Genomic DNA, 22,851 nt, shown 5'->3' with positions numbered 1-22,851 from the left:
CGATGGCTGCAGAAGGAAGAAAGGACGCCGCGGCGTCCTTTCTTGTGCTGCCTGGTCCCGACGCGCGGCTGTCAGGATGCCGGCGTCACCGCGGCGCCGCCGCCTTCTTCGGCGGTCAGCGCCTTCATCGACAGGCGCACGCGCCCCTTCTCGTCGGCTTCGAGCACCTTGACGCGGATCTTCTGGCCGTCCTTGAGGTAATCGGCTACCGCATTGACGCGTTCGTTGGCGATCTGGGAAATATGCAGCAGGCCGTCGCGCCCCGGCAGGATGCTGACGATGGCACCAAAGTCGAGCAGCTTGAGCACCGTGCCGTCGTAGACTTTCCCGACTTCGACGTCGGCGGTGATCGACTCGATACGGGCTTTGGCGGCGTCGGCTGCTTCACCGCTGACCGAGGCGATGGTGATCGTGCCGTCGTCCTTGATGTCGATCGTCGTGCCGGTTTCTTCGGTGATGGCGCGAATCACGGCGCCGCCCTTGCCGATCACATCGCGGATCTTCTCGGGATTGATCTTCATCGTGTACAGGCGAGGCGCGTAGGTCGAAACCTCTTCCCGATGAACGGACATCGAGCTCTGCATCTGCTGGAGAATGTGCAAGCGGGCTTCGCTGGCCTGGGCGAGGGCGACCTGCATGATTTCCTGCGTGATGCCCTGGATCTTGATGTCCATCTGCAGTGCGGTGACCCCGGACTCGGTGCCGGCGACCTTGAAATCCATGTCGCCGAGATGATCCTCGTCACCGAGAATGTCGGTCAGCACGGCAACGCGATTGCCTTCCTTGATCAGCCCCATGGCGATACCGGCGACGTGTGCCTTGAGCGGCACGCCAGCGTCCATCAGCGCCAGCGATGCGCCGCAGACCGAGGCCATCGAGCTCGATCCGTTCGATTCGGTGATTTCGGAGACGACGCGAATGGTGTAGGAGAAGTCTTCCGGCGACGGCAACACGGCGATCAGCGCCCGTTTGGCCAGGCGGCCATGACCGATTTCGCGACGCTTCGGCGTTCCGACGCGTCCGCATTCCCCGGTCGCGTACGGCGGGAAGTTGTAGTGGAACATGAAGCGCTCACGGTATTCACCTGCCAGCGCGTCGATGATCTGCTCGTCGCGGCCAGTGCCGAGGGTGGCGACAACGATCGCCTGCGTTTCGCCGCGGGTGAACAGGGACGAGCCGTGCGCGCGCGGCAGCACGCCGGAGCGGATGGCGATCGGTCTGACCGTGCGGGTGTCGCGGCCGTCGATGCGCGGCTCGCCAGCGAGGATCCGGCCGCGTACGATCCGTGCTTCGGCGTCGGAGACCATTCTGCGGATCGCGCTGGCGTCGGGGGCGTTGTCGTCGGCGGTCATGGCTTCGACCGCGTAGGCGGTAATTTCCTTGAGACGCTGGCTGCGTAAGCCCTTGCTGGTGATCCGATAGGCTTCTTCAAGCTCGCCTTCGACCAGCTTGTTGACTTTGCCGTGGACGGCTTCATTTCTGGCTGCGGCGGTCCAGTCCCATTCCGGCTTGCCGGCCTCGTCAACCAGTTCGTTGATCGCCTGGATCACCGTCTGCATCTGCTGGTGGCCGAACACCACGGCGCCGAGCATGACTTCCTCGGAGAGTTCCTTCGCTTCCGATTCAACCATCAGCACGGCTGTCTCGGTGCCGGCGACGACCAGATTGAGTTGGCTGGAGGCGAGCTGTGTGCTGGTCGGATTGAGCACGTACTGACCGTCGATGTAGCCGACGCGGGCGGCGCCAATCGGACCGTCGAAGGGGATGCCGGAGATCGCCAGAGCTGCCGAGGCGCCGATCATCGCCGGAATGTCGGGATCGATTTCCGGGTTTAGCGACATCACCATCGCGACGACCTGGACTTCGTGGTAGAAGCCTTCGGGGAAGAGCGGACGCAGCGGCCGGTCGATCAGTCGCGAGGTCAGCGTTTCCTTCTCCGAGGGGCGGCCTTCACGTTTGAAGAAGCCGCCGGGGATCTTGCCCGCAGCGTAGGTCTTCTCGATGTAATCGACGGTCAGTGGAAAGAAGTCCTGACCGGGCTTGGCGGCTTTGTTGCCGACGGCGCTGACCAGCACCACCGTGTCGTTCATCGAGACGATGACGGCGCCGCCGGCCTGGCGGGCGATTTCGCCGGTCTCCAGGGTCACCTGATGGGCGCCGTAGTGGAAGCTCTTGTTAACGATAGTAAACATTGTTGCCTTTCTCAATAGTCTGGCGCGGCGCCTGCCCACGACTCCGGCAGGCAAATCAACAAGCGCACCAATTTGGCAAGAAAGCCGCCGCAGCGGAAACAGCGGCGCAGCCCACGAGGGGCTGGCCGCTGACGGCTTTCGGGATTGTCCGCATCTCCGACCGCGATGCGGATCGGCGGCCGGACTTATTTGCGCAGGCCGAGTCGCTGCAGCAGCGAACGGTACGAGTCGACGTTGGTTCGCTTCAGGTAGTCCAGCAACTTGCGGCGCCTGCTGACCATCCGCAACAGACCGCGACGCGAGTGGTTGTCCTTCTTGTGCTCTCTGAAGTGACCGGTAAGGTCGTTAATGCGTGCGGTCAATAGCGCCACCTGGACTTCGGAAGAACCCGAGTCGCCGGCGGCGCGCTGGTAGTCGGTCATGATTTGCGCTTTTTGCGCAACGGTGATCGCCATGTCAAACTCTCTTTCATGAAAAACGGCGCAGCCCCGGTTTGATAGAGCCAAAGCCAGATGGACAAATAGTAAATCGCTTGGCGAAGCGAACCGGGGATTCTAGCGGCTGACCGGCCCGGCGGCAAGCAGTTACCGAGATTTTGGCAGGGGCAAGGCTTTGGTCATCGCCGAAAAAGCCTCGCTCGCTGCCATCGGCGGACCTCGACGGGAGGCCAGGAGTGGCCGGGGCATGCTGTTCGCTGCCGTCCGACGTGTCCGATCGGCGCTGCGGTGCTCAACGCGCGCGGCTGCCGGAGTTGGCGAGTTCTTCGGCGGTGTTGATGTTTCTGAAAGCCTCCGGCTGGTCGTCGAAGCTCACCTCGACTGCCTTGAGTGTTCGCTGCCACCAGTCGAGCTTGCGCCCGCCGTTGGCCAGGAAGCTGCTCAGTTGCGGCAGCAGCGCACGTCGGCAGACGCAGAACGCCGGTTGTCGCTGATCGGAAGTCCGGGCAGTGGCGACGTCGGCGCCGTGGAGAAGCAGCGCCGCACGCAGGCGGGTCACCAGGTCGACCGGCAGGAACGGCGAGTCGCACGGTACGGTGGCCACCAACGGGTGGCTGGCTGTCGCCATAGCGACCTGCAGACCGGCCAGCGGGCCGGCAAAGCCGGGGAGCTGATCGGCGACCACCGGGTAGCCGAAGGCCTGGTAGCGGGCTAGGTTCTGGTTGGCGTTGAGCAGCAATTCATCGACCTGCGGCGCAAAGCGTTCGACTACGCGCTGCACCAGCGCTTTGCCGTCGAGGAGTTGCAATCCCTTGTCGGCGCCGCCCATCCGGCGGCCCAGGCCGCCAGCCAGAATCACCCCGGTCAGTCGTGTTTCGCCAGTCATCGGGACGTCTGCCTCGCATCAGTCCACGTGCCAAGCACGGCGCTGCCGTGCGTTCGCCGGGCGAACCGGCCGAACTGCTGCGTCACCCGAATCCGGGGAGCCAGCCACTTTGCTGTGACGTGTTGACGGTCTCAAGCGTGCCTTGAAATAGCGCTTCGATCACCGGCGGCTCTCGCCAGCGTTCGTTCATGAAGGTCAGCCCGACCTCCTCGACCAGCGCGCCGCGCCAGTAGTGGTTGGCGATTTCATCGAGGGTCGAGAGACTAAGGCTATGCGGCAGGCGAAGGTAATCCAGCCAGCTGCAATCGTGGAACGAACAGATGTAAGTCCCCTTGCTTCGTGCCCGGGTGAGCGCCTTGCCAAAAACCTGGGCTGGATGCTTGGCGCGGAAGGTTTCGGCATCGACGCGGGTGGCAAAGAGCAGGACCGCGTGCAGCCGGCTGGGGAAGTGCTGGTACAGCCGCTGGCGGAAATACTCGAGGTGATACTCGGCAAAGTAGTTCCGGACGGTCATGATCCGGTCGTCCGGAGGCGACTCGCCAAAGGGATTGCCGACCAGAATGTCCCAGCCCGGCGACAAGGCGTCGTCGTCCAGCCACGCGTATAACTCGAGCGTGCTGCTGTCCTTCAGCAGGTGATCCATGATCTCTGGCTGGCGGCTAGGCCGCACGGTGCGCTTGCTGGCGCGGAGTCGAGCCGTGTCGGTGACTCATTTGTTGCGACCGAACTTCTCGATCAGCTGTCCCAGCTTCTCCGCATGCTGGCGCGCCAGTGCTTCAGCTTCGCGCTGCGCCCGGCGTTGCTCCGCCTGTTTTTGCAGCCGTTCCTTGAGCACTTCCGACGCGTGCGAGCGATGCGCAGGGGTGATCTCTCCGGCTGGATTGCCATCAAGGTCCACTCGTCCGGCAGCTCTTTCGACGGTTTTCAGGTAACGCAGCGAGTGCGTATGGATCCCCAATGCGATACGCAAAGGCTTGCGATCGAGGCCAGGCTGTCGCAACAGGAGTTGCTTGTCGATGCCGATAGCCAAAGGCAGGCAGTCACGGAACACGGGAAACGTCTCCTGCAAATCCTTCAGCAGCTGGCGAGGGTTCTTGGCTGGGGCGGGTTCCGGGCTTGAGGTGGGTGTTGTCATGGCTACTGTGCTGCAGTAAGGGGTAGGCGGGAGGGCCAGAGTCGAGCAAGCGGTCTGGCGTCTTTTTCGGCGACGGCACGCGCGTCCGGCGGTTGCCGTAGCGCGTTCAGAAGTGAATCCCGCGCATCATCTGCGAGAAGGCGATCTGGTCGGCAGTCTGCGGTGCAGCCTTCTCCAGCTGGTGCGACGCAGCGCTTGAATCAGCGAACATGCGGAAGCTGGTGTTCATCACGATCTGGGCCACTTTCGGGGTCAGCGAATGGAGCAGGGCGCCGAAGATGCCCAGTCGGGTGGCGATGCGCACCGGTTTGTGGATGATTGCTTCGACGACCAGATCGGCGGCGTCTTCCGGAGACAGCGTCGGCACCTGTTCGTAGATCTTGGTCGGTGCGATCATCGGCGTCCGGACCAGCGGCATGTTGATGGTCGTAAACTCGATGCCACGATCGGCAAACTCGGATGCGGCGCAACGTGCCCAGGCATCCATCGCCGCCTTCGACGCCACGTAGGCCGAGAAACGCGGGGCGTTGGTCAGCACCCCGATCGACGAGATGTTGATCACCTGTCCCTTGCGCTTGGCGATCATTCCCGGTAACAGGCCCATGGTCAGGCGCAGGGCGCCGAAATAGTTGACCTCCATCGTACGTTCGAAATCGTGAAAGCGATCGAAGGAATTCTCGATGCCGCGGCGAATCGAGCGACCGGCGTTGTTGACCAGGATGTCGACGCCGCCATGCTCGTCGGTGAGCTGTTTCACGAGATCGGCGCATTGCTGTGGATCGGCAATGTCCACCGCGCGCGTGATCAGCCTCAGACCGGCAGCCTCGAACTCGGCGCGCGTCTCGTCGAGAGTCTTCGGATCGCGGGCGATGGTGATCGCGATCGCGCCGGCCTCGGCCAGCTTGCGAATGGTGGCTCGGCCGATTCCGGACGATCCGCCGGTAACCAGAACGACCTTGCCTTCGACCTTGCCGCGCAGCGTGCGATCGATGAACAGATCCGGATCGAGATGACGTTCCCAGTAGTCCCAAAGACGCCAGGCGTAGCTGTCGAGCGGCGGCACGACGATGCCGGTGCCCTTGAGCGCGCGCTGGGTTTCCCGGCAATCGAAGCGGGTCGGGTAGTTGATGAAGTCCAGAATGTCGTCGGGCAGTCCCAGGTCCTTCATCACCGCGTTGCGGATCCTGCGCACCGGCGTCAGGGCGAACATCGCCTTGCGCACCGAGCGCGGGATGAAACCGAGTAGTGCGGCATTGATGCGCATCGCCATTTCGGGTGCGTGCGCCGCGCGGGCGAAGGTGTTGAGCAGATCACCAACGCGCATCGGCGTCGGGTCGGTCAGGTGAAAACAGTGACCGTCCTCGTTTTCGAGGTGTGCGATATGGTCCATGGCGGCGACCACAAAGTCGACCGGGACGACGTTGATGCGGCCGCCTTCGATGCCGACGGTCGGCATCCACGACGGGAAGCTCTTGCGGATTTTCTGGATCAGCTTGAAGAAGTAGTAGGGACCGTCGATCTTGTCCATTTCGCCGGAGCGCGAGTCGCCGACGACGATCGCCGGGCGGAAGACACGCCACGGGACGGTGCACTCCTTGCGCACGATCGCTTCGGAGTCGTGCTTGGTACGGAAGTAGGGGTTGTCGAGGTTCTCCGCTTCGTCGAACATGTCCTCGCGAAACAAGCCTTCGTAGAGTCCGGCGGCGGCAATCGAGCTGACCAGGTGAAAGTGCTTGGCGCCGATTGCCTCGGCCAGCCGCACGGTGTTGCGCGTGCCGTCCACATTGGCGAGCTGCTGCTCCTCGGCGCTGGCCTTGAGGTCGTAGACGGCCGCCAGGTGAAAGAAGTGCTTGACCTTGCCTTTAAGCTTGCGGATATCGGCTTTCGAGACGCCCAGATCGGCCTGCCTCAGGTCGCCAACGATGGCGACGACGCGCTTGTCGTCGCAGCCCCAGTACTCGTACAACTCCTGCAGTCTGGGAAGTTCAAGCGAACGCGTCAGGAAATAGACCACACTGTCCGGGCGGCTCAATAGTTTTGCGACCAGCCGCTTGCCGATGAAGCCAGTGGCGCCGGTAACGAAGTAATTCATTGCTGTCTCCTGATAGGCATGAACTTGCTGGGTCATTGGTATTTGCTAGACTAGCGGCCTCTAGAGGCCACACTCGGGCCCTTTAGTGTGCGTCCTCTAGATATTGTCACTAGACTGGCTTTCCAGGGCAAGCAGAAAACTTGTTGACCTTTTTGATTACTACGTGGAAGGAGATGGAAATGGGCAAGAAACTCAAGGAATTGGCGGGTGACGCAACGGAGAACCAACTGGCAATGACGGTCAAGGAGTCTGCCCAGCAAATCTGGTTGGCCGGGCTTGGCGCTTTTGCCAAAGCACAGGAAGAGGGCGGCAAGGTGTTTGACGCGCTGGTCAAGGAAGGCGAGAACATTCAGTCGAAAACCCGCAAGATGACTGATGAAAAAATCGCGCAGGTCGCGGGCAAAGCGACTGGGACCTGGGATCGCCTCGAGCAGGTGTTCGAGGATCGCGTCGCGCGGGCTTTGGGCAGTCTCGGCGTACCGAGCAAGCAGGATATCGAGAAGCTGTCCAGGCGCGTCGTTGACTTGAGCGCCGCAGTGCAGGCACTGACGGAAGGGACGCCTGCTGTCAAGGCAACTCCCAAGGTTGTGGCCAAACCGGCTGCCAAGGACGTGGCCAAGGAAGTCGTGGCGGATGTTGCGGCCGCGGCTGAGTCGGCAACCGCCAAACCGAGAGCAGCAGTCCGCAAGCCGGCAGTCCGTAAACCTGCTGCCGCCAAACCTGCGGCACCGGTGACGCCGGCCGATGTGCTAAAGACCCTTCCGCAGACCACCGAGTAAGTCGGCCCACCGTTCCTGGTCCTGATTCGGGATCCGCCAAGGATCGGATCAGGACCAGGAGGTCGCCAGAATTCGCGCAGCCGTCCCTCCCCGGGAGGGCCTTCGGCTGATTGCCTGGCGCGTCGGCGCTGCCGGCGCCAGCGTGAAACCACCGCCGGCTAGACACCACGGTGCGAGCGAGCAGCCAGCAAGGCTGCCAAAGGCGGCGTTTTCCTCGACAAGGGGCTGTTCTATGGCGGTAGGAAAGGAGCGGGCAAAGATTGGCCTGGCACTGGCCGGTGGTGGTCCGGTCGGAGGCATTTATGAAGTTGGCGCGATGGCCGCGCTGGCCGAGGCACTAGATGGTGTCGACTTCACGGCCTTCGATATCTACGTCGGCGTCAGCTCCGGCGCCTTCATTTCGGCGGCGGTGGCCAACGGTCTGGGGCCCGAGACGCTGGCGCGGATGCTCGTCGAGAACGATACCGATGAAGTGTTCGACCCCGAAATGCTGTTGCGTCCAGCGTTCGGTGAATACCTCCAGCGGGCGCTGTCGGTACCGGTACTGCTGTGGTCGTCGCTGCGACAGTATCTCTCGGACCCGTGGCATCTCCGTCTGGTGGAGTCGTTTCAGGGTCTCAGCCATGCGATCCCGACCGGTGTTTTCAACAATGCAGGCATCGATCAGCTGCTGAGCAAGCTGTTTTCGACGGGTGGTCGAAGCAACGATTTCCGCCAACTCAAGCGTCGTCTGCTTCTGGTAGCCACCGATCTCGATACCGGTGAGTCGGTGGCTTTCGGTTCCGAAGGACATGATGATGTGCCGATTTCTGTCGCCGTGCAGGCGAGCGCCGCCCTGCCGGGGCTGTTTCCACCGGTCAGGATCGGCGAGCGCGATTTCGTCGACGGCGCCCTGATCAAGACCCTGCACGCTTCGGTTGCCCTGCACGAAGGCGCCGAACTGGTGATTTGCATCAACCCGCTGGTGCCCTTCGATTTGCGCCTGGCGGCACAGCGTTCGCCGCTCGATCCGCCGACGGCCGCTCCAGCGCATCTGGTAGACGGTGGTTTGCCGGTGGTCCTGGCACAGACCTTTCGCGCCATCATCCACTCGCGGATGCGCACCGGCATGGATCGCTACCGGCTTGAGTTCGCGAATGCCGATGTGGTGCTGTTCGAACCGACGCGCGATGATGCAGACATGTTCTTTACCAATGTCTTCAGCTACCGCGGCCGCAGTCGCCTGTGCGAGCACGCCTACCAGCGCACCCGCAAGGATCTGTACGCGCGTCGGCATGCGCTGCGGCCGATCCTCGAGCGCCACGGGATCAGTCTGAACCTCGGAGTGCTCAAGGACCACACCCGCTCGTTGCTGTCACACAAGCGCCGCCCCGATCTGGCGACCAGTGCCAGCGCGCTGGAGTCTTCGCTGCACGACCTGGAGGTCTGGCTGAAGGCGCTGGAGAGGTGATGGCACGCGTCCGGCAGCAGGATTGCGAGCGCCGGCATTTGCTGCGCGGACCGGCGGTGCTATGCTGGCGGCTGACCAGAATCAGGATTACGGCGAGGCGCTGATGGAACGGAAGCCGAAGCGGCGGACACGGGAAAGGATCATCGAGACCAGCCTGCGCTTGTTTAACGACTTCGGCGAGCCGAACGTGACGACCACGGTCATTTCGGACGAGATGAACATCAGTCCGGGCAACCTCTATTACCACTTCCACAACAAGGACGAGATCCTCGAGGCGATTTTCACCGTCTTCGAGCGGGAGATCGAGGAAACGCTTGCCGCGCCGACACGCCGACTGGCCGACGTCGAAGACATCTGGCTGTTCTTGCACCTGCTCTTCGAACAGATCTGGAAGTATCGTTTTTTCTACCGCGACCTGAACGATCTGCTGACCCGCAATCGTGTCCTCGAGATCCACTTCAAGCAGATCATGGCGCACAAGGTGCACACCGCTACGAAGCTCTGCGAGGGACTGGTGTCGACCGGCGCCATGCGGGCAACGACCGATGAATTGCGGGCCCTGGCCACCAACATGACGGTGATCGCCAGCTACTGGCTGTCTTTTGAGTACGCTTGCGACCCGCGAGGAAAAGTCGAGAGTGGTCGCATCGGGCGCGGTGTGTACCAGGTCATGGCGATGGTTTCACCTTTTCTGCTCGATGAATCGAGAGGCCTGCTCGAAAAGCTGTCACGCGAGTACGTTTGACGGTAGCGACTGCTTTGCGTTTGCCGGCAGTGCTTTACCCATCTGGAGAATGATCATGGCATGGAAGCGGTTTCCCTATCCTGACGCCGCGTACGTCTATCCCGGCGCCGCGTTGCAACAAAACTGGGCGCGCTTGCATCGCGGCGACTGTGAGCCGTTTCCCGAAGATCCCACGGTGCAGGAGGCATGGCGCAGCTATCACGCGGGGGATTTCGGCAAGGCCGTCGACGCCGGTCTGGCTTGCGGCATGGCGGCTTACAACGCGGCCAACAAGGCTGCTGCGATTTACGCGAACTACCTGGAATCCGATGACGAGCGAAAGCGCAGCCTGTTGGTGGAAGTTGCGCAGCGTTGCGAAGAGCAGCAGGAACAGATGCCTGACGACGCCAATGCCTGGTATCTCCATGCCTATGCGCTGGGTCGCTATAGCCAGAGCATCTCGGTGGTCAAGGCGCTGGCGCAGGGCCTGGGCGGCAAGATCAAACATAGCCTGACGCGGGCCCTGGAAATCCAGCCCGGGCACGCCGACGCACTGGTCGCTCTTGGGGCCTACCACGCCGAGGTCATCGACAAGGTGGGGGTGCTGGTTGGCGGGCTCACCTATGGAGCCAAGAAGACTACCGGCAACGAGTTGCTTGAAGCGGCCCTCAAGCTTAACCCCGATTCGGCGATCAGTCGCGTCGAGTATGCGAATGCGCTGGTGATGATGTTCGGCAAGTCCAGGATGAAGGATGCCGAGCGCCTGTACCAGGAGGCCGCCGACTGCGTGCCGATGGACGCCATGGAGCGTCTTGACGTCGAGGTGGCAAAGGCCGAACTGGCCGATTGAAAGCCCCCCGACGGGGCATGGAATGGCGCCGGACTCGCCGCTGCCGATCAGCGGCTGGCGAGGCTGGCCAGGTGTCCTTCGACGGCTGCCGGGTCGACCAGGAGATCAGCGGGTAGCAGCAGCGTCATCCACAGGAGCTTCTCGAACTCGCCGGCAAAGCGCTCGACGATGTTCTGTGGATCGTCAACCATCCCCTTGTCGGTGATTACCCCGAATTGGACCCGACCGTTGTACGAGAGGATGCTCACCCCCAGGCCGATGTCGCCTGTCTGTGGAACCCAGACCAGCTGCTGCTCAATCTTGCTGCCGGCGAAGTAGCGCGCCTGTTGCGGGCCGGGAACATTGGTCATCACCGCGGTCGTCTTGCCGGCCAGCAGCTTGAGCAGTTGCTCCTCGACGAAGCTAGGCGCCATGCCTGCCGCGCCGAGCAGCGCAAAGGTCAGCATCGCCTGATAAGACCCCTTCACGGTTTCCATCCGCGCACGCGTGGCATGCAGCCGGGCCAGCGGGTTCTCGATGCCGATCGGCAATTCGAGGGCGACCAGTCCGAAGCGGTTACCGAGGTCGTCAACCTCCCCGCGCGCGCGCAGATTGACCGGGACCATGACGCGAATCTCGGCAGCCGCAACAGGGTCGCCTTTGGCCACCAGGTAAGCGCGCAGGGCGCCGGCGACAGCGGACAGCAGCGTGTCGTTCACCGTGCACCCAAGCGCCTGACCGCAGGCCTTGATTTCGGCCAGCGAGATCGGTGTGGACCAGGCCACGCGCTTGACGGTGCAGGGCTTGCCCTTGAAGCGCGTCGTGCTGTCGGCCGGTAGTAGCGCGAGTTTGCCGACCTCCTGGGCGACCGCGTGAGCGACGCGCGCGTAGTCACCGATTGTCCCCGGCGCGCTGCGCAGACCGAGGTATTGCCCCCAAAGATTGCCGCCGACGCTGATCGCGGTCTGCGCAAGGCCGGTAAGCGGTTCAAGAATCAAGTGCCAGAAAGCGTTGCCTTGCTCGGTGAGTTCTGCCGCGGCGGCGTGCCTGGTCGGCCGCGGGTCTCCGTCCTCCGGGGCATCGATGCGCTCGTCGGTCAGCGAGTTCATGACGCCGATGAGGGCGATGCCGTCGGCAATCGCGTGATGGATGCGAACGACCAGCGCCGAGTTTCCGTCGGCCAGTTCCACGAGATTGAACTCCCAGCGCGGCCGCGCCGGGTTGAGCGGCGCACTGGCCGCCTCGGCAACGAACTTTTGCAGCTGGTGCTGGCCGCAGGGGGCGGGCAGCAACGAGTGGCGGACGTGGATGTCGATGTCGAAGTCCGGGTCATCGACCCACCACGCACCGTCGGTGTCGTGCACCGCGATCTGCTGGAAGCGGCGGTAGCGCAGCAGGCGTCGGGCGACCGTACGTTTGAAACGCTCGGCGTCGATCCGGCCGGCGAAGATCATCACGCCGACGATCTGCATCAGGTTCTCGGGCCGGTCCATGCGCAGCCAGGCGGTGTCGACGTGGGAAACTCTTTGGCGCGAAGTCATCGCCTATGCTCCCCAGGCAAATGGCAAGCCCGTACAAAGTGGCAAACCCATATAATAGCAAGCCATTTCATCAGATCATCAACCGGAGGAATCAGCGTGAGTGACCTGCAATCCCAGTTCGAGGCCGCCGTGGCCAGTTCGAAGGATCTGGCCGAGCGTCCGGACAATGCCACGTTGCTGCAGCTCTACGCACTCTACAAGCAGGCCAGCGACGGCGACGTCGAGGGCCGGCGTCCGGGGTTTACGGATCTGGTCGGGCGCGCCAAGTATGACGCCTGGGCCGCGATCAAAGGCACTGCGCCGGCTGCAGCGATGACCCGGTACGTGGCGCTGATCGAACGTCTGAAAGCGCATTGAAACCCGCGCGTGCCGGTTTCTCGCGCCGGCCCTCTCAGGCCGGAAAGTTCTCGTCGAAGAACTTGAGGACTTCGCGCTCGATGCTCGGTTTGAGTGCGAAGAGCAGCAATCCGAGACGAATGTTCAGCGCGACCTCCTGGTTGTCGAGCGACAGTTCGCCGGTGACCCCCGGGCGCCTGAAGTTCATAACGTCGCCTTCCCAGGCGTAGTTCAGGTCGAACTCGTCCTTCAGTTCGGAAGCCATGTGTTCGGCGGAGGCGCGGGCCTCGGCACGGGTCTTGCCATGCTGGCGGCGAATGCTGATGTCGCTCATCGAAGGATCCTGTCGGTTTAGGCGATTTCGCCACAAAGTGAGCGAAACGCGGCGTAGCGGCGCGGGTCGATGTCGCCGTTCCGGAGCGCCGCATGGACGCTGCAGTCGGGTTCCCGATCGTGCCGGCAGTTGCGGAAGCGGCACTGGCCGAGCAGCGGCCGCAGTTCGAGAAAGGCCAGAGCGAGGTCTTCGGTCGACAGGTGATGCAGGCCAAACTCGGTCAGTCCCGGCGAGTCGATGATTGCCGCGGCGCTGGCGGCGCTGTCGAGGCGATAGAGCCTGGCGTGCGTCGTGGTGTGCTTGCCGGTGTTGAGAGCCTGCGAGATCTCTCTGGTTGGCGCTCTGGCGCCGGGGATCAGGGCGTTGATCAGGGTTGACTTGCCCATTCCGGACTGGCCGATCAGTAGACTGAGATGACCGGCAAGATACGGCAACAGGAGCGCGCTGTTGTCGCGCGCGCAGAGCTTGACGACGGGGTAGCCGAGCTTCTCGTACTGCACCAGCATGCTGCTGGCTGCCGCCAGTCGATCGCTCAGATCGCACTTGTTGAGCACAATCAGCACCCTGATGTCCTGGCTTTCCGCGGCGACGACACAGCGTGTGACGAGTTCGTCGGAAAACGGCGGTTCAGTGGCGACCACGACGATTACCTGCGTTACGTTCGCGGCAATCAGCTTCTGCCTGAACTGGTCCGAACGAAAGAGCAGCGTTTGCCGCGCTGCCACCACGCCGATCACGCCCTGCGCGGCGCTGGTTTGCTGGACCGTGACCTGGTCGCCGCAGGCCAGTTCGCTCTTCTTGCCGCGCGGAAAGCAAAGCAGCGTCGCGCCATTGGCCAATTCGACCCGGTATTGCCGTCCGTAGGCCGCGACGACGGTGCCCGTGCGGTTCAGATCCGTGTCAGTGCCTCGATCTTTGCCGCGCTGACGAAATCGTTGCGCGACAGGCCGCCGACGTCGTGCGTGCAGTAACTGACCCGGACCCGGCCGTAGCCGACTGCCAGATCAGGGTGATGGTTTTCGCGTTCAGCGAGCCCGGCGACGGTGTTGACGAACAGCAGCGTCGCCGGGTAACTGGCGAAGGAAAAGTCCTTTTGCAGGACGCCGCTTTCGGCAATCGTCCAGTCGGCGGGCAGGCAGGCGTGCAACGCAGATGCCTGCGCCAGATCAAGCAAGTGTTCGCTGCCGCGCAAGGGGCGGCAATGTTCGAGGGCAAGTTCCTCGGCGGTAGTCATGGCGGGGGTCTCCGGTGACGGTCTGGTCACGCCTCCTGCAGGCGGGCAATGCGTAGCGCGGCGGGTGGATGAGAATCGTAGAACAGCGAGTGCAATGGATCGGGGGTCAAGGTTGCGGCGTTGTCCTCGTACAACTTGACCAGCGCTGCAACGAGATCGCTGGCCGAACTGTTCGCCGCCGCGTAGCGGTCCGCTTCAAATTCGTCGCGGCGAGAGAGCAGACTCAGCAGCGGCGTCAGCAGGAAGGTGAACACCGGTCCGGCGAGGAAGAACAGGAGCAACCCGAGCGCCGTGTTGCTGGTGTCGACACCGAGACCATTGTAGAACCACTTGGCGTCGATCAGCTGGCCAAGGACGGCGAGAAAGGCGAGTGACATCGCGAAGAGCAGCGCGACCCGCTTGAGCACGTGCCGGTGCTTGAAGTGACCTAGTTCGTGGGCGAGCACGGCTTCCACCTCGACCGCCTGCAGGCGACCTAGCAAGGTGTCGAAAAAAACAATACGTTTCGTCCTGCCAAAGCCCGTGAAATAGGCGTTGCCGTGGCCCGACCGTCTGGAACCGTCCATCACGAACAGGCCCGAGCTGGTGAAGCCACAGCGTGTCAGCAGCGCTTCGACGCGCGCCCTGAGCTGCGCGTCGTCGAGCGCGATGAATTTGTTGAACAGCGGCGCGATCCAGGTCGGGTAGAGGAACAGCAGGAGCAGATTGAAGGCGCACCAGAACAGCCAGACGTAGAGCCACCACAGCTCGCCCATGCTCGCCATCAGCCAGAGCATTGCGAGCAGCACCGGCGTGCCGATGGCGACGGCGAGCGCTGTCTGCTTCAAGAGGTCGACGACAAAGAGCTGTACGCTCATGCGGTTGAAGCCGAATCGTTCTTCGACGACAAACTGACGGTAGAGCGCCAGCGGCAGATCAACGACAGCGGAAATCGCCAGCACGCTGAAGATCAGCACGACGCCGTAAAGCAGGCCGTCCACGCGCACCGACCAGAAGTCATGCAAGGCCTGAAGGCCGCCACCCAGAGTGAAAGCGAGCAGAATCGTCACCTCCACGGCCAGGCCCAGGCGGCCCAGACGAGTACGCGCCACCGTGTAGTCAGCAGCCTTCTGGTGCGCGGCGAGCTCGATACGGCCGGCGAAGGCTGCTGGTACCTTCGCCCGACGCGCGATGACATGCGAAATCTGCCGCCCTGCCAGCCACAGGCGCAAGGCGGACATCGACATCAATGCGGCAACAAAAACGAGGGAGAAAGTATCGGACATGCGAGTGTGACACAATGTTGTTTTCAAGGGTTCAGGCGGATTATATGGCACAGGATGCAAATCACCTCGTTTGGCTGGACATGGAGATGAGCGGTCTCGAACCTGAGCGTGACCGGATCATCGAGCTGGCAATGATCGTTACCGACAGCCAATTGACGACGATTGCCGAATCGCCGGCGTGGGTGGTGCATCAGGATGATGCCTGCCTGGACGCGATGGACGAGTGGAACCGGAAAACGCACGGGCGGTCTGGCCTGATTGATCGGGTGCGGGCGTCCACGCTGGAGCAGGCGGCTGCCGAAGCGGAGGCGCTGGCTTTCATGCAGGCCTACGTGCCGCAGGCGGCCAGTCCGATGTGTGGCAACTCGATCGGGCAGGATCGGCGCTTCATGGTGAAATACATGCCGCAGCTCGAGGCCTGGTTTCACTACCGCAACCTGGACGTCAGCACCCTGAAGGAGCTCTGCAGGCGCTGGAAGCCGGAGGTGGCGAAGGGCTTCGTCAAGCGCTCCGACCACACCGCGCTGGCCGACATCCGCGAGTCGATCGCCGAGTTGGCCTACTATCGTGAGCACTTCATCAGGCTCTGACAAGGTCATTGCCGAAGAAGCTTGTCCGGGATGCCCGCTCAATGGCCGCTGCGGCCTGCCTCACGCCGGTAGAGGCGAAGCTTTTCGGAGTCGCGGCGCTCGCCGGGACGTCCGCCCTCCCATATCTTGTGCCAGTTGCCAGTCCTCGGCGAGCCGTGGATCAGCAGCATGGCGCAGTCCTTGCCCTCGGGCGATTCTGGCGAAACCGTGCGTATTCCGTCGAAATAGTCGAGCGAGGCGAGCAGCGAATCGGCGAGGTTGACGCCGGCGATGCAGCCGCGCTTCTCGGGCAGCGCTTTGGCCAGCGATGCAGACATCGGACGGTAGGTCTTTCCGTAGTCGATCCACGGCATCCAGAGCATCGCGATCAATAGCCAGAACAGGGTCAGGCCGGCCATCCAGTGCATGATTCCGCGCATTGGCGAGCGCGGGCTGGTGACAATCAGCCAGCACCAGACGAGCGTCGCCAGCACAGCGAAGCTGGCACTGAACCAGCTGAACTGACCGACAAACCCCGGTTCCAGTCGATTGACCTGCCGGGCGAGGCGCTCTGGCCAGGCGAATACCATCGCCGACCAGCCAACCCACGCCAGCACGGCAAAAAAGCTGAAGGTGATCATGCTGAACCAGTCGAAGGCGTTTGCTGCACCGCGCCGAAGAGAGGTGACCCCTGGCACGGCCAGCAGAACCAGCGGCGGCAAGAGCAGCAATGCTGGCGCGCTGCGCGCTCCTAGGCAGACGCTGATCACCACCAGGGTGACCAGAAAAGCGACAATCGGCAGGGCCAGTTGGGTTGAGCGCAGTTGTCTTCGCTTCACCCAGAGCGTCCATCCGGCCAGCGGGAAGGCCGGCCAAGCGTACCAGGGCAGCAGGGTGGCGAAGTTCAGCAAGCTGAGTCCCGCTTGTGCGTTGCCACTGAGCTGGGTCAACTCGAGTTGCCAGAAATCCGTCAGGTAATCGGGTGACCTGGCGAGCAGGGCCGCCAGCCATGCGCCCGCGATCATGGTGGCAAGGAGCAGGGAGGCGAGCAGCAGGAGCGCTGATCGCTGGCGATTTTCCGAGCGCCAGACGACAAAGGCGGCGACCGGCAAGAGCGGGAGCATTGGCGCCAGACCGTTGGCAAGGAACCCGAGCCCCAGTGCCGACCCGAAACAGCACGCGCCAGGTAGCGGCCGACTCTCGAACTGGCTGAGTCCCCAGTAGGCGGCGGTGTGTGCGGTAAGCGTGGCCAACATCGGCTGCGCCTCGTGCGCGTGAAACAGGAAGCCGATGCTGCCGGCTAGCAGCAGTGGGGCCGCCGGCGCTTGTTCGCGGCCGTGCAGTTGGCGTGCGGCGAAGTAAATAAAGGCCAGCGCGAGCAACGTGAAAATGCCGTTGGCTAGTCGTGCGGCCTCGTGTACCGGCAGGATCCAGGCGAACAGGTGGCTGCTGGTGGCTGCAACCCAATAGTGCAGCGGTGCGTCGGGATAGGGGCGGCCAGCCAGGCTTGGGGTCAACCACTGACCGTTGATGACCAGGTCGTGCACCACGCCAATGGTCACGGCATCGTCGTTTTTCCACGGGTCGTGGCCGATCAGTCCGGTGAAGATGTAGAGGACGAGCAGGACCGCGAGTGCCCAGCCGTTAGGCGGCAGAGCGATCCCCTTGAAGCGCGTGTGTTCCGGCTGTACTGGCATCTAGAGACTGGTCCTCACACCATTTTCGTGCGCTGACGGAAATGAAAAAGGCAGCCATGCGGCTGCCTTTTTTTGCCGACTCCAGTCGACCTCGCGGGCCGGCCTAAGCCGACTTGCGCATTGCGCCGTACTTCTGGTTGAACTTCTCGACGCGGCCAGCGGTATCGATGATCTTCTGCTTGCCGGTGTAGAAAGGGTGACAGGCCGCGCAAACCTCGACGTGCAAGGGTTTCTTCATCGTTGATTTGGTGGCAAAGGCGTTGCCGCAGGAACAGGTCACCGCAATTTCGTTGTAGGCAGGATGGATGTTGGCTTTCATCTGGTGCATTTCCTGTATGTAAAATCGATAAGTCCCTCGCCAGGGGCGGCGACCGGGACTTGAGGCTCTTCGGAAAGACGTGGATTATCGGTGATTTTTCGATGCTCTGCAATGCGCTGGTGATCAGCGACGCATCGAGTCGAAGAACTCACCATTGTTCTTGGTCGCCTTGATCTTGTCGAGTAGGAACTCCATCGCTTCGAGATCGTCCATGTTGTACAGCAATTTGCGCAGGACCCACATTTTCTGGAGGACATCCGGCTTGAGCAGGAGTTCTTCGCGGCGGGTGCCCGAGCGATTGACGTTGATCGCCGGATAGACGCGTTTCTCGGCCATCCGGCGATCAAGGTGGATTTCCATGTTTCCCGTGCCCTTGAACTCCTCGTAGATAACGTCGTCCATGCGGCTGCCGGTGTCGATCAACGCGGTGGCAATGATCGTCAGGGAACCGCCTTCCTCGATGTTGCGTGCGGCTCCGAAGAAGCGTTTTGGCTTCTGCAGGGCATTGGCATCGACGCCGCCGGTCAATACTTTGCCGGATGCCGGCTGAACGGTGTTGTACGCCCGCGCCAGGCGAGTAATCGAATCGAGCAGGATGACCACGTCCCGCTTATGTTCGATCAGCCGCTTGGCCTTTTCGATAACCATTTCGGCGACCTGCACGTGGCGTGTTGCCGGCTCGTCAAAAGTCGATGCGACGACTTCTCCGCGGACCGAGCGGGTCATTTCGGTGACCTCCTCCGGACGCTCGTCGATCAGCAGCACGATCAGAGTGACATCCGGATGGTTGGTCGTAATTGCATGCGCGATGTGCTGCATCATGATCGTCTTGCCACTTTTCGGACTGGCAACAAGCAGGCCGCGCTGACCTTTGCCGATGGGCGCGATGATGTCGACGATTCTGCTGGTGATGTTCTCCTCACCGCGGATGTCGCGTTCGAGTTTCAGGTGTTCGGCGGGGTGCAGAGGCGTCAGGTTCTCGAAGAGAATCTTGTTCTTCGATGCCTCTGGTGCTTCACCGTTGATCTTGTCGACCTTGACCAGCGCAAAATAGCGTTCGCCTTCTTTCGGCGTGCGGATTTCGCCCTCAATGGTGTCGCCGGTATGCAGGTTGAAGCGCCTTATCTGACTTGGGCTGACGTAGATGTCGTCCGTGCTGGCGAGATACGAGGTGTCAGGCGAGCGCAGAAAGCCGAAACCATCGGAGAGCGTTTCGAGCGTGCCGTCGCCGAAGATGCTTTCGCCTTTCCGGGCCTGGTTCTTGAGCAGGGCGAAGATCAGTTCATGCTTGCGCAGGCGGTTGGCGCCTTCGACGTTGTTGGTGATCGCCATGTCAAGAAGTTGGCTTACGTGGAGTGCTTTGAGTTCGGATAGATGCATGTGTTGGAGACGGAGAAGGGGGAAACAGGAGGGAACAAGCAAGAGCGCCGCGCGCTGCCGCGAACGAAGCGCGTGCTGGGCGAACTGCGGCGGGGGCCGGCGGGCGGGAGTCGCGGAGTTGCTATAGGGAGGAGGAGACCTGAAGGTTCTGCGCGGCTTCGTGACCTGCTATCGGCCAGATGCTGCCCCAACCTTCAGGTTCAGGGTATCGACTTCAGAGGTTGTTGTCAATGAACGTGGTCAGCTGCAGTTTGGACAGGGCGCCGACTTTGGTGGCTTGCACCTGGCCATTCTTGAAGATCATCAACGTCGGGATGCCACGGATGCCATAGCTGGCAGGCGTCTTCTGATTGTCATCGATGTTCAGCTTTACCACCGTCAGACGCCCGGCGTAGTCATTGGCGATGTCGTCCAGGAGGGGTGCAATCATTTTGCATGGACCGCACCATTCGGCCCAGTAATCAACCAGAACCGGTTGCTCCGATTGCAGTACTTCGGCGCTGAAGCTGGCGTCCGAAACGTGGTGGATGTGTTCGCTCATTGAGAAGCCTCGTGCGGGGGACTTGGGTGGAGTGCGTAACGGCAGCGGGTGGAGTGGCCTTCCGGATCGAGCCTCCAGCGCGGTCGGTCAGCCAGTCACGCAATGCTAGCGAAAAAATCCTTCGAAGGGAAGCCGCCGGCTGTCTCGGCACCGGCAAGTACGCTATAGTGTTTCGCGTCTCAATTTCAAGAATCCAGACAATGACCTACGTCGTCACTGAGAACTGCATCAAGTGTAAATTCACGGACTGTGTCGATGTCTGTCCCGTTGACTGCTTCCGCGAAGGCCCGAATTGCCTGGTAATCGATCCTGACGAGTGCATTGATTGCACTCTGTGCGTTCCGGAGTGCCCGGCAGAGGCCATTTTTGCCGAGGACGACGTGCCGGACTCGCAGCGCGCCTTCATTCCACTCAACGCCGAGCTGGCCAAGATCTGGCCGACGATCGCCGAGCGCAAGGAACCGCCGGTCGATGCCGACGAGTGGAACAACAAGCCCGACAAGCTGAAATATCTGGAGCGGTGAGCAGGGCACTTGCCGCCGCCTGTGCGCGCGGGCTGGGCCGGCACGTAGGCGCCTCGTGGCTTCATGGGGAGCACCCGGCAGCGCTGCGGTGAGTAGTGAGCTCTTGATAGGTTGCACGTTCCCTGGGCAATCTGATGGCGACGGGAGCGTGCGCTGCGCGCATTCCGCGTGCCGAGACATTTGTCGCCACGTCAGGCAGGGCGCTGGCGATCGGCGCATGGCCTCGGGGAACAGGGCGGGGCGCCTCCATCTTGTCCGCCACTTCCCGGACGGCGGTTGCCAGGACGCTCGTCGGCTGGCCCGGGGTGGAAAAGGGAACTAAGCGCAAAAATCCATTAGAATTAGACTGGTAGTGCAAGGCGTAGGGTGCTTGTCTGGCAGGGATCAACCCGGGATGCCGCAAACCGATCGGCGGTGTCGCCTTACGTACGTAGGTCCATACATACCGAGTGACTCAGGAGGAGAGCAGGTGGAGAAGATATGGCTCAAGAGCTATCAGGAGGGTGTGCCCGCCGAGGTTGACCTAAGCGACTTCCAGTCGCTCGGCGAACTCTTCGAACAGAGTGTTGCACAGTACCGCGACCGCGTGGCCTATATCAACATGGGCGTGGAACTTACCTACGGGGAACTCGACAAGCTGTCGCGTGATTTCGCGGCGTACCTGCAATCGGTCATCAAGCTGCCGCAGGGGGCGCGGGTGGCGCTGATGATGCCGAATGTCCTGCAGTACCCGATTTGTATCTTCGGCGCCTTGCGCGCAGGGTATGTGGTGGTGAACGTTAACCCGCTTTACACACCACGTGAGTTGGAGCACCAACTCAAGGATTCGGGTGCCGAAGTGATCATCATCCTCGAAAACTTCGCGTTCACGCTCGAACAGGTGGTGGCCAGGACCCCGGTCAAGCATATCGTGCTCGCTCGACTTGGCGACATGCTTGGCTTCCCGAAAGGTGCGGTCGTCAATTTTGTCGTCAAGTACGTCAAGAAGATGATCTCGGCGTGGAGTCTGCCGCGCGCGGTCGATTTCCGGGCCGCTCTCGCCAAGGGCGCATCGGCCGAGCTGAAGTCCGTTGCGGTTAGCCAGGAGGATCTCGCGTTTCTGCAATACACGGGCGGGACGACCGGCGTTTCAAAGGGCGCCATGCTCACCCACCGCAATATCCTGGCAAACTTGGCGCAGGCGCACGCCTGGATCAGGCCGGCGCTGGGCAAGGAGCAGCACCTGGTGGTCACAGCATTGCCGTTGTACCACATCTTTGCCTTGACGGCGAACTGCTTCACCTTTTTCAAGGTTGGCGCCAGCAACTTGCTGATTACCAATCCGCGCGACATTCCGGGGTTTGTCGCTGAGTTGACAAAGTATCCGTTCACGGTGATTACCGGTGTCAACACGCTGTTCAATGCAATGCTCAACAATGACGCCTTTTGTGCGCTCGACTTCGGCAAGCTGAAGGTTACCCTTGGTGGTGGGATGGCAGTACAGAAAGCGGTCGCCGAGAAGTGGAAGCAGGTGACCGGCAAACCTCTGATCGAGGCTTACGGTCTGACCGAAACGTCGCCGGCGGCGACCATCAATCCGCTCGACATTCCCGAGTACAACGGTTCGATCGGCTTACCCGTGTCGTCGACGGAAGTGGCGATTCGCAACGACGCGGGGGCCGATGTTCCTCTGGGTGAGCGGGGTGAACTGTGCGTACGCGGTCCGCAGGTGATGAAGGGTTACTACAATCGGCCCGAAGAAACGGCCAAGGTGATCATGCCCGACGGCTTCTTGCTTACCGGTGACGTTGCGGTCATGGACGACAAGGGCTTCGTCCGCATCGTCGATCGCAAGAAGGACATGATTCTGGTGTCCGGCTTCAACGTGTACCCGAACGAGGTCGAGGATGTCGTCGCACAGCATCCGGGCGTCCTGGAAGTGGCCGCGGTCGGCGTACCACATGAAAAATCCGGTGAGGCCGTCAAGATCTTCGTGGTCAAGAAGGATCAGGCGCTCACCGCCGAGGTCCTGATCGCCCATTGCCGGGAGCACCTGACCGGCTACAAGGTGCCGGGTCAGGTCGAGTTCCGTGCCGAGTTGCCGAAGACCAACGTCGGCAAGATTCTGCGTCGTGAACTGCGCGATGAGGCGTTGAAGAAGGCCTGAGAGCGGCGCGAGGGGCAGATGCTGCCCGCCAGGGCCGGGCGGGGCGGCGGTTCTGTGCGCTCCTCGGCGGTCCCAGGAAATGGCGAGCCGGACCGTTAAACAGTAAGTCTGGCGGGTTGAAGTCCCGCCTGGGGAATTGTCTGTACGCCCCCGGTTGCATGAGGAAGCGGCGTCGTCGTAACACGGGGTCGTGCGTTTCCGTAGTGGTCAAGTAATTTCGGACACCGGGCTAGGTTGTTTCTCTGCCATTTGCTGTTCATAGACATTACCGTGAAAGAACACCCTCCTGAAGGCGAGCGAATCTCTGGCACTTGATCCTATTTTCCTGTGCGCCGTGCTAAGGCGCTGTTTTCCAGCGGGTGCGAATCCCGCCCGGCGACTTTCGCTCCGGCCGGTAGCAACTGGAGCAGTCGTGGAGGTAACGAAGCGGCTGAAGCCTCC

The 22,851-nt window shown here is 62.0% G+C and carries 23 protein-coding genes; 8 read left to right on the top strand and 15 right to left on the bottom strand.

From position 1 onward, the window contains the following. Positions 1-71: 71 nt before the first annotated feature. From pnp to Q1L50_RS01315, 6 genes are all read right to left on the bottom strand, one after another. Positions 72-2,192 carry a polyribonucleotide nucleotidyltransferase gene (pnp, locus tag Q1L50_RS01340; RefSeq protein WP_300335331.1) on the bottom strand — a complete coding sequence of 707 codons (2,121 nt, stop codon included), beginning with the start codon at positions 2,190-2,192 and terminating at the stop codon, positions 72-74. A gap of 185 nt (positions 2,193-2,377) precedes the next feature. Further along, entirely contained in the window at positions 2,378-2,647 is a 270-nt protein-coding gene (gene rpsO / locus Q1L50_RS01335) for a 30S ribosomal protein S15 (protein ID WP_300335329.1), read from the bottom strand. A 274-nt stretch (positions 2,648-2,921) separates the two neighbouring features. Beyond that, positions 2,922-3,515: a molybdenum cofactor guanylyltransferase MobA gene (mobA, locus tag Q1L50_RS01330; RefSeq protein ID WP_300335327.1), complete on the bottom strand. Its 594-nt coding sequence runs from the start codon at positions 3,513-3,515 to the stop codon at positions 2,922-2,924. Positions 3,516-3,597: 82 nt separating this feature from the next. Next, the gene (locus Q1L50_RS01325; RefSeq protein ID WP_300335325.1) at positions 3,598-4,158 is read right to left on the bottom strand and encodes a hypothetical protein; all 561 of its coding nucleotides are present in this window, start codon (positions 4,156-4,158) and stop codon (positions 3,598-3,600) included. A 66-nt stretch (positions 4,159-4,224) separates the two neighbouring features. Beyond that, positions 4,225-4,650: a ProQ/FinO family protein gene (locus Q1L50_RS01320; RefSeq protein WP_300335323.1), complete on the bottom strand. Its 426-nt coding sequence runs from the start codon at positions 4,648-4,650 to the stop codon at positions 4,225-4,227. A 106-nt stretch (positions 4,651-4,756) separates the two neighbouring features. Continuing rightward, positions 4,757-6,742 (bottom strand): SDR family oxidoreductase, encoded by a 1,986-nt coding sequence (locus tag Q1L50_RS01315; protein ID WP_300335371.1) that lies wholly within the window; start codon positions 6,740-6,742, stop codon positions 4,757-4,759. A 179-nt stretch (positions 6,743-6,921) separates the two neighbouring features. Between Q1L50_RS01315 and Q1L50_RS01310 the strand changes: the two genes are divergently transcribed. The 4 genes from Q1L50_RS01310 to Q1L50_RS01295 all read left to right on the top strand — a co-directional run bounded on the left by Q1L50_RS01310 (position 6,922) and on the right by Q1L50_RS01295 (position 10,545). Next, positions 6,922-7,521 carry a phasin family protein gene (locus tag Q1L50_RS01310; protein WP_300335322.1) on the top strand — a complete coding sequence of 200 codons (600 nt, stop codon included), beginning with the start codon at positions 6,922-6,924 and terminating at the stop codon, positions 7,519-7,521. Between the two features lie 232 nt (positions 7,522-7,753). After that, a complete protein-coding gene (locus Q1L50_RS01305) occupies positions 7,754-8,971 on the top strand; it encodes a patatin-like phospholipase family protein (protein ID WP_300335321.1) in 1,218 nt (405 codons plus the stop codon). Positions 8,972-9,074: 103 nt separating this feature from the next. Further along, positions 9,075-9,716 (top strand): TetR/AcrR family transcriptional regulator, encoded by a 642-nt coding sequence (locus Q1L50_RS01300; RefSeq protein ID WP_300335369.1) that lies wholly within the window; start codon positions 9,075-9,077, stop codon positions 9,714-9,716. A gap of 55 nt (positions 9,717-9,771) precedes the next feature. Further along, positions 9,772-10,545 (top strand): hypothetical protein, encoded by a 774-nt coding sequence (locus Q1L50_RS01295; protein WP_300335320.1) that lies wholly within the window; start codon positions 9,772-9,774, stop codon positions 10,543-10,545. Between the two features lie 47 nt (positions 10,546-10,592). Here the strand turns inward: Q1L50_RS01295 and Q1L50_RS01290 are convergent, their stop codons facing one another. Next, the gene (locus Q1L50_RS01290; protein ID WP_300335319.1) at positions 10,593-12,065 is read right to left on the bottom strand and encodes a wax ester/triacylglycerol synthase family O-acyltransferase; all 1,473 of its coding nucleotides are present in this window, start codon (positions 12,063-12,065) and stop codon (positions 10,593-10,595) included. 96 nt (positions 12,066-12,161) lie between these two features. On the opposite strand from Q1L50_RS01290, the gene Q1L50_RS01285 reads away from it, so the two are divergent. Beyond that, complete coding sequence (locus tag Q1L50_RS01285) at positions 12,162-12,422, top strand: acyl-CoA-binding protein (protein WP_300335317.1); 261 nt, start codon at positions 12,162-12,164, stop codon at positions 12,420-12,422. 34 nt (positions 12,423-12,456) lie between these two features. Here the strand turns inward: Q1L50_RS01285 and Q1L50_RS01280 are convergent, their stop codons facing one another. Genes Q1L50_RS01280 through Q1L50_RS01265 form a run of 4 tightly spaced genes read right to left on the bottom strand, consistent with a single transcriptional unit; the run spans position 12,457 to position 15,234 of the window. After that, positions 12,457-12,735 (bottom strand): polyhydroxyalkanoic acid system family protein, encoded by a 279-nt coding sequence (locus Q1L50_RS01280; RefSeq protein ID WP_300335316.1) that lies wholly within the window; start codon positions 12,733-12,735, stop codon positions 12,457-12,459. Positions 12,736-12,752: 17 nt separating this feature from the next. Next, entirely contained in the window at positions 12,753-13,574 is an 822-nt protein-coding gene (gene rsgA / locus Q1L50_RS01275) for a ribosome small subunit-dependent GTPase A (RefSeq protein ID WP_300335315.1), read from the bottom strand. A gap of 50 nt (positions 13,575-13,624) precedes the next feature. Next, positions 13,625-13,969 carry a 4a-hydroxytetrahydrobiopterin dehydratase gene (locus Q1L50_RS01270; protein ID WP_300335313.1) on the bottom strand — a complete coding sequence of 115 codons (345 nt, stop codon included), beginning with the start codon at positions 13,967-13,969 and terminating at the stop codon, positions 13,625-13,627. A 26-nt stretch (positions 13,970-13,995) separates the two neighbouring features. Continuing rightward, complete coding sequence (locus Q1L50_RS01265) at positions 13,996-15,234, bottom strand: M48 family metallopeptidase (RefSeq protein ID WP_300335312.1); 1,239 nt, start codon at positions 15,232-15,234, stop codon at positions 13,996-13,998. 44 nt (positions 15,235-15,278) lie between these two features. Here Q1L50_RS01265 and orn point away from each other — a divergent pair, with 44 nt between their 5' ends. Next, positions 15,279-15,824, top strand: coding sequence for an oligoribonuclease (gene orn / locus Q1L50_RS01260; protein ID WP_300335310.1), 546 nt, complete (start codon positions 15,279-15,281; stop codon positions 15,822-15,824). Positions 15,825-15,862: 38 nt separating this feature from the next. Here orn and Q1L50_RS01255 read toward each other — a convergent pair whose 3' ends face one another. The 4 genes from Q1L50_RS01255 to trxA form a co-directional block, all read right to left on the bottom strand. Next, positions 15,863-17,500, bottom strand: coding sequence for a glycosyltransferase family 39 protein (locus tag Q1L50_RS01255; protein WP_300335309.1), 1,638 nt, complete (start codon positions 17,498-17,500; stop codon positions 15,863-15,865). A gap of 103 nt (positions 17,501-17,603) precedes the next feature. Then, positions 17,604-17,819, bottom strand: coding sequence for a 50S ribosomal protein L31 (rpmE, locus tag Q1L50_RS01250; protein WP_300335308.1), 216 nt, complete (start codon positions 17,817-17,819; stop codon positions 17,604-17,606). Between the two features lie 123 nt (positions 17,820-17,942). Further along, positions 17,943-19,199 carry a transcription termination factor Rho gene (rho, locus tag Q1L50_RS01245; protein ID WP_300335307.1) on the bottom strand — a complete coding sequence of 419 codons (1,257 nt, stop codon included), beginning with the start codon at positions 19,197-19,199 and terminating at the stop codon, positions 17,943-17,945. A gap of 214 nt (positions 19,200-19,413) precedes the next feature. Next, positions 19,414-19,740: a thioredoxin TrxA gene (gene trxA, locus Q1L50_RS01240; protein ID WP_300335305.1), complete on the bottom strand. Its 327-nt coding sequence runs from the start codon at positions 19,738-19,740 to the stop codon at positions 19,414-19,416. A gap of 200 nt (positions 19,741-19,940) precedes the next feature. Here trxA and fdxA point away from each other — a divergent pair, with 200 nt between their 5' ends. Both fdxA and fadD read left to right on the top strand, forming a co-directional pair. Continuing rightward, positions 19,941-20,264, top strand: a complete 324-nt coding sequence (gene fdxA / locus Q1L50_RS01235) for a ferredoxin FdxA (RefSeq protein ID WP_300335367.1) — start codon at positions 19,941-19,943, stop codon at positions 20,262-20,264. A gap of 469 nt (positions 20,265-20,733) precedes the next feature. Then, positions 20,734-22,410, top strand: a complete 1,677-nt coding sequence (fadD, locus tag Q1L50_RS01230; protein ID WP_300335304.1) for a long-chain-fatty-acid--CoA ligase FadD — start codon at positions 20,734-20,736, stop codon at positions 22,408-22,410. Positions 22,411-22,851: the final 441 nt, after the last annotated feature.

The organism is Accumulibacter sp. (assembly GCF_029255145.1).
Taxonomy (GTDB): Bacteria; Pseudomonadota; Gammaproteobacteria; order Burkholderiales; family Rhodocyclaceae; genus Accumulibacter.
The sequence above is the reverse complement of the archived record's forward strand: the minus strand, read 5'-3'. Positions and strand labels throughout refer to the sequence as shown.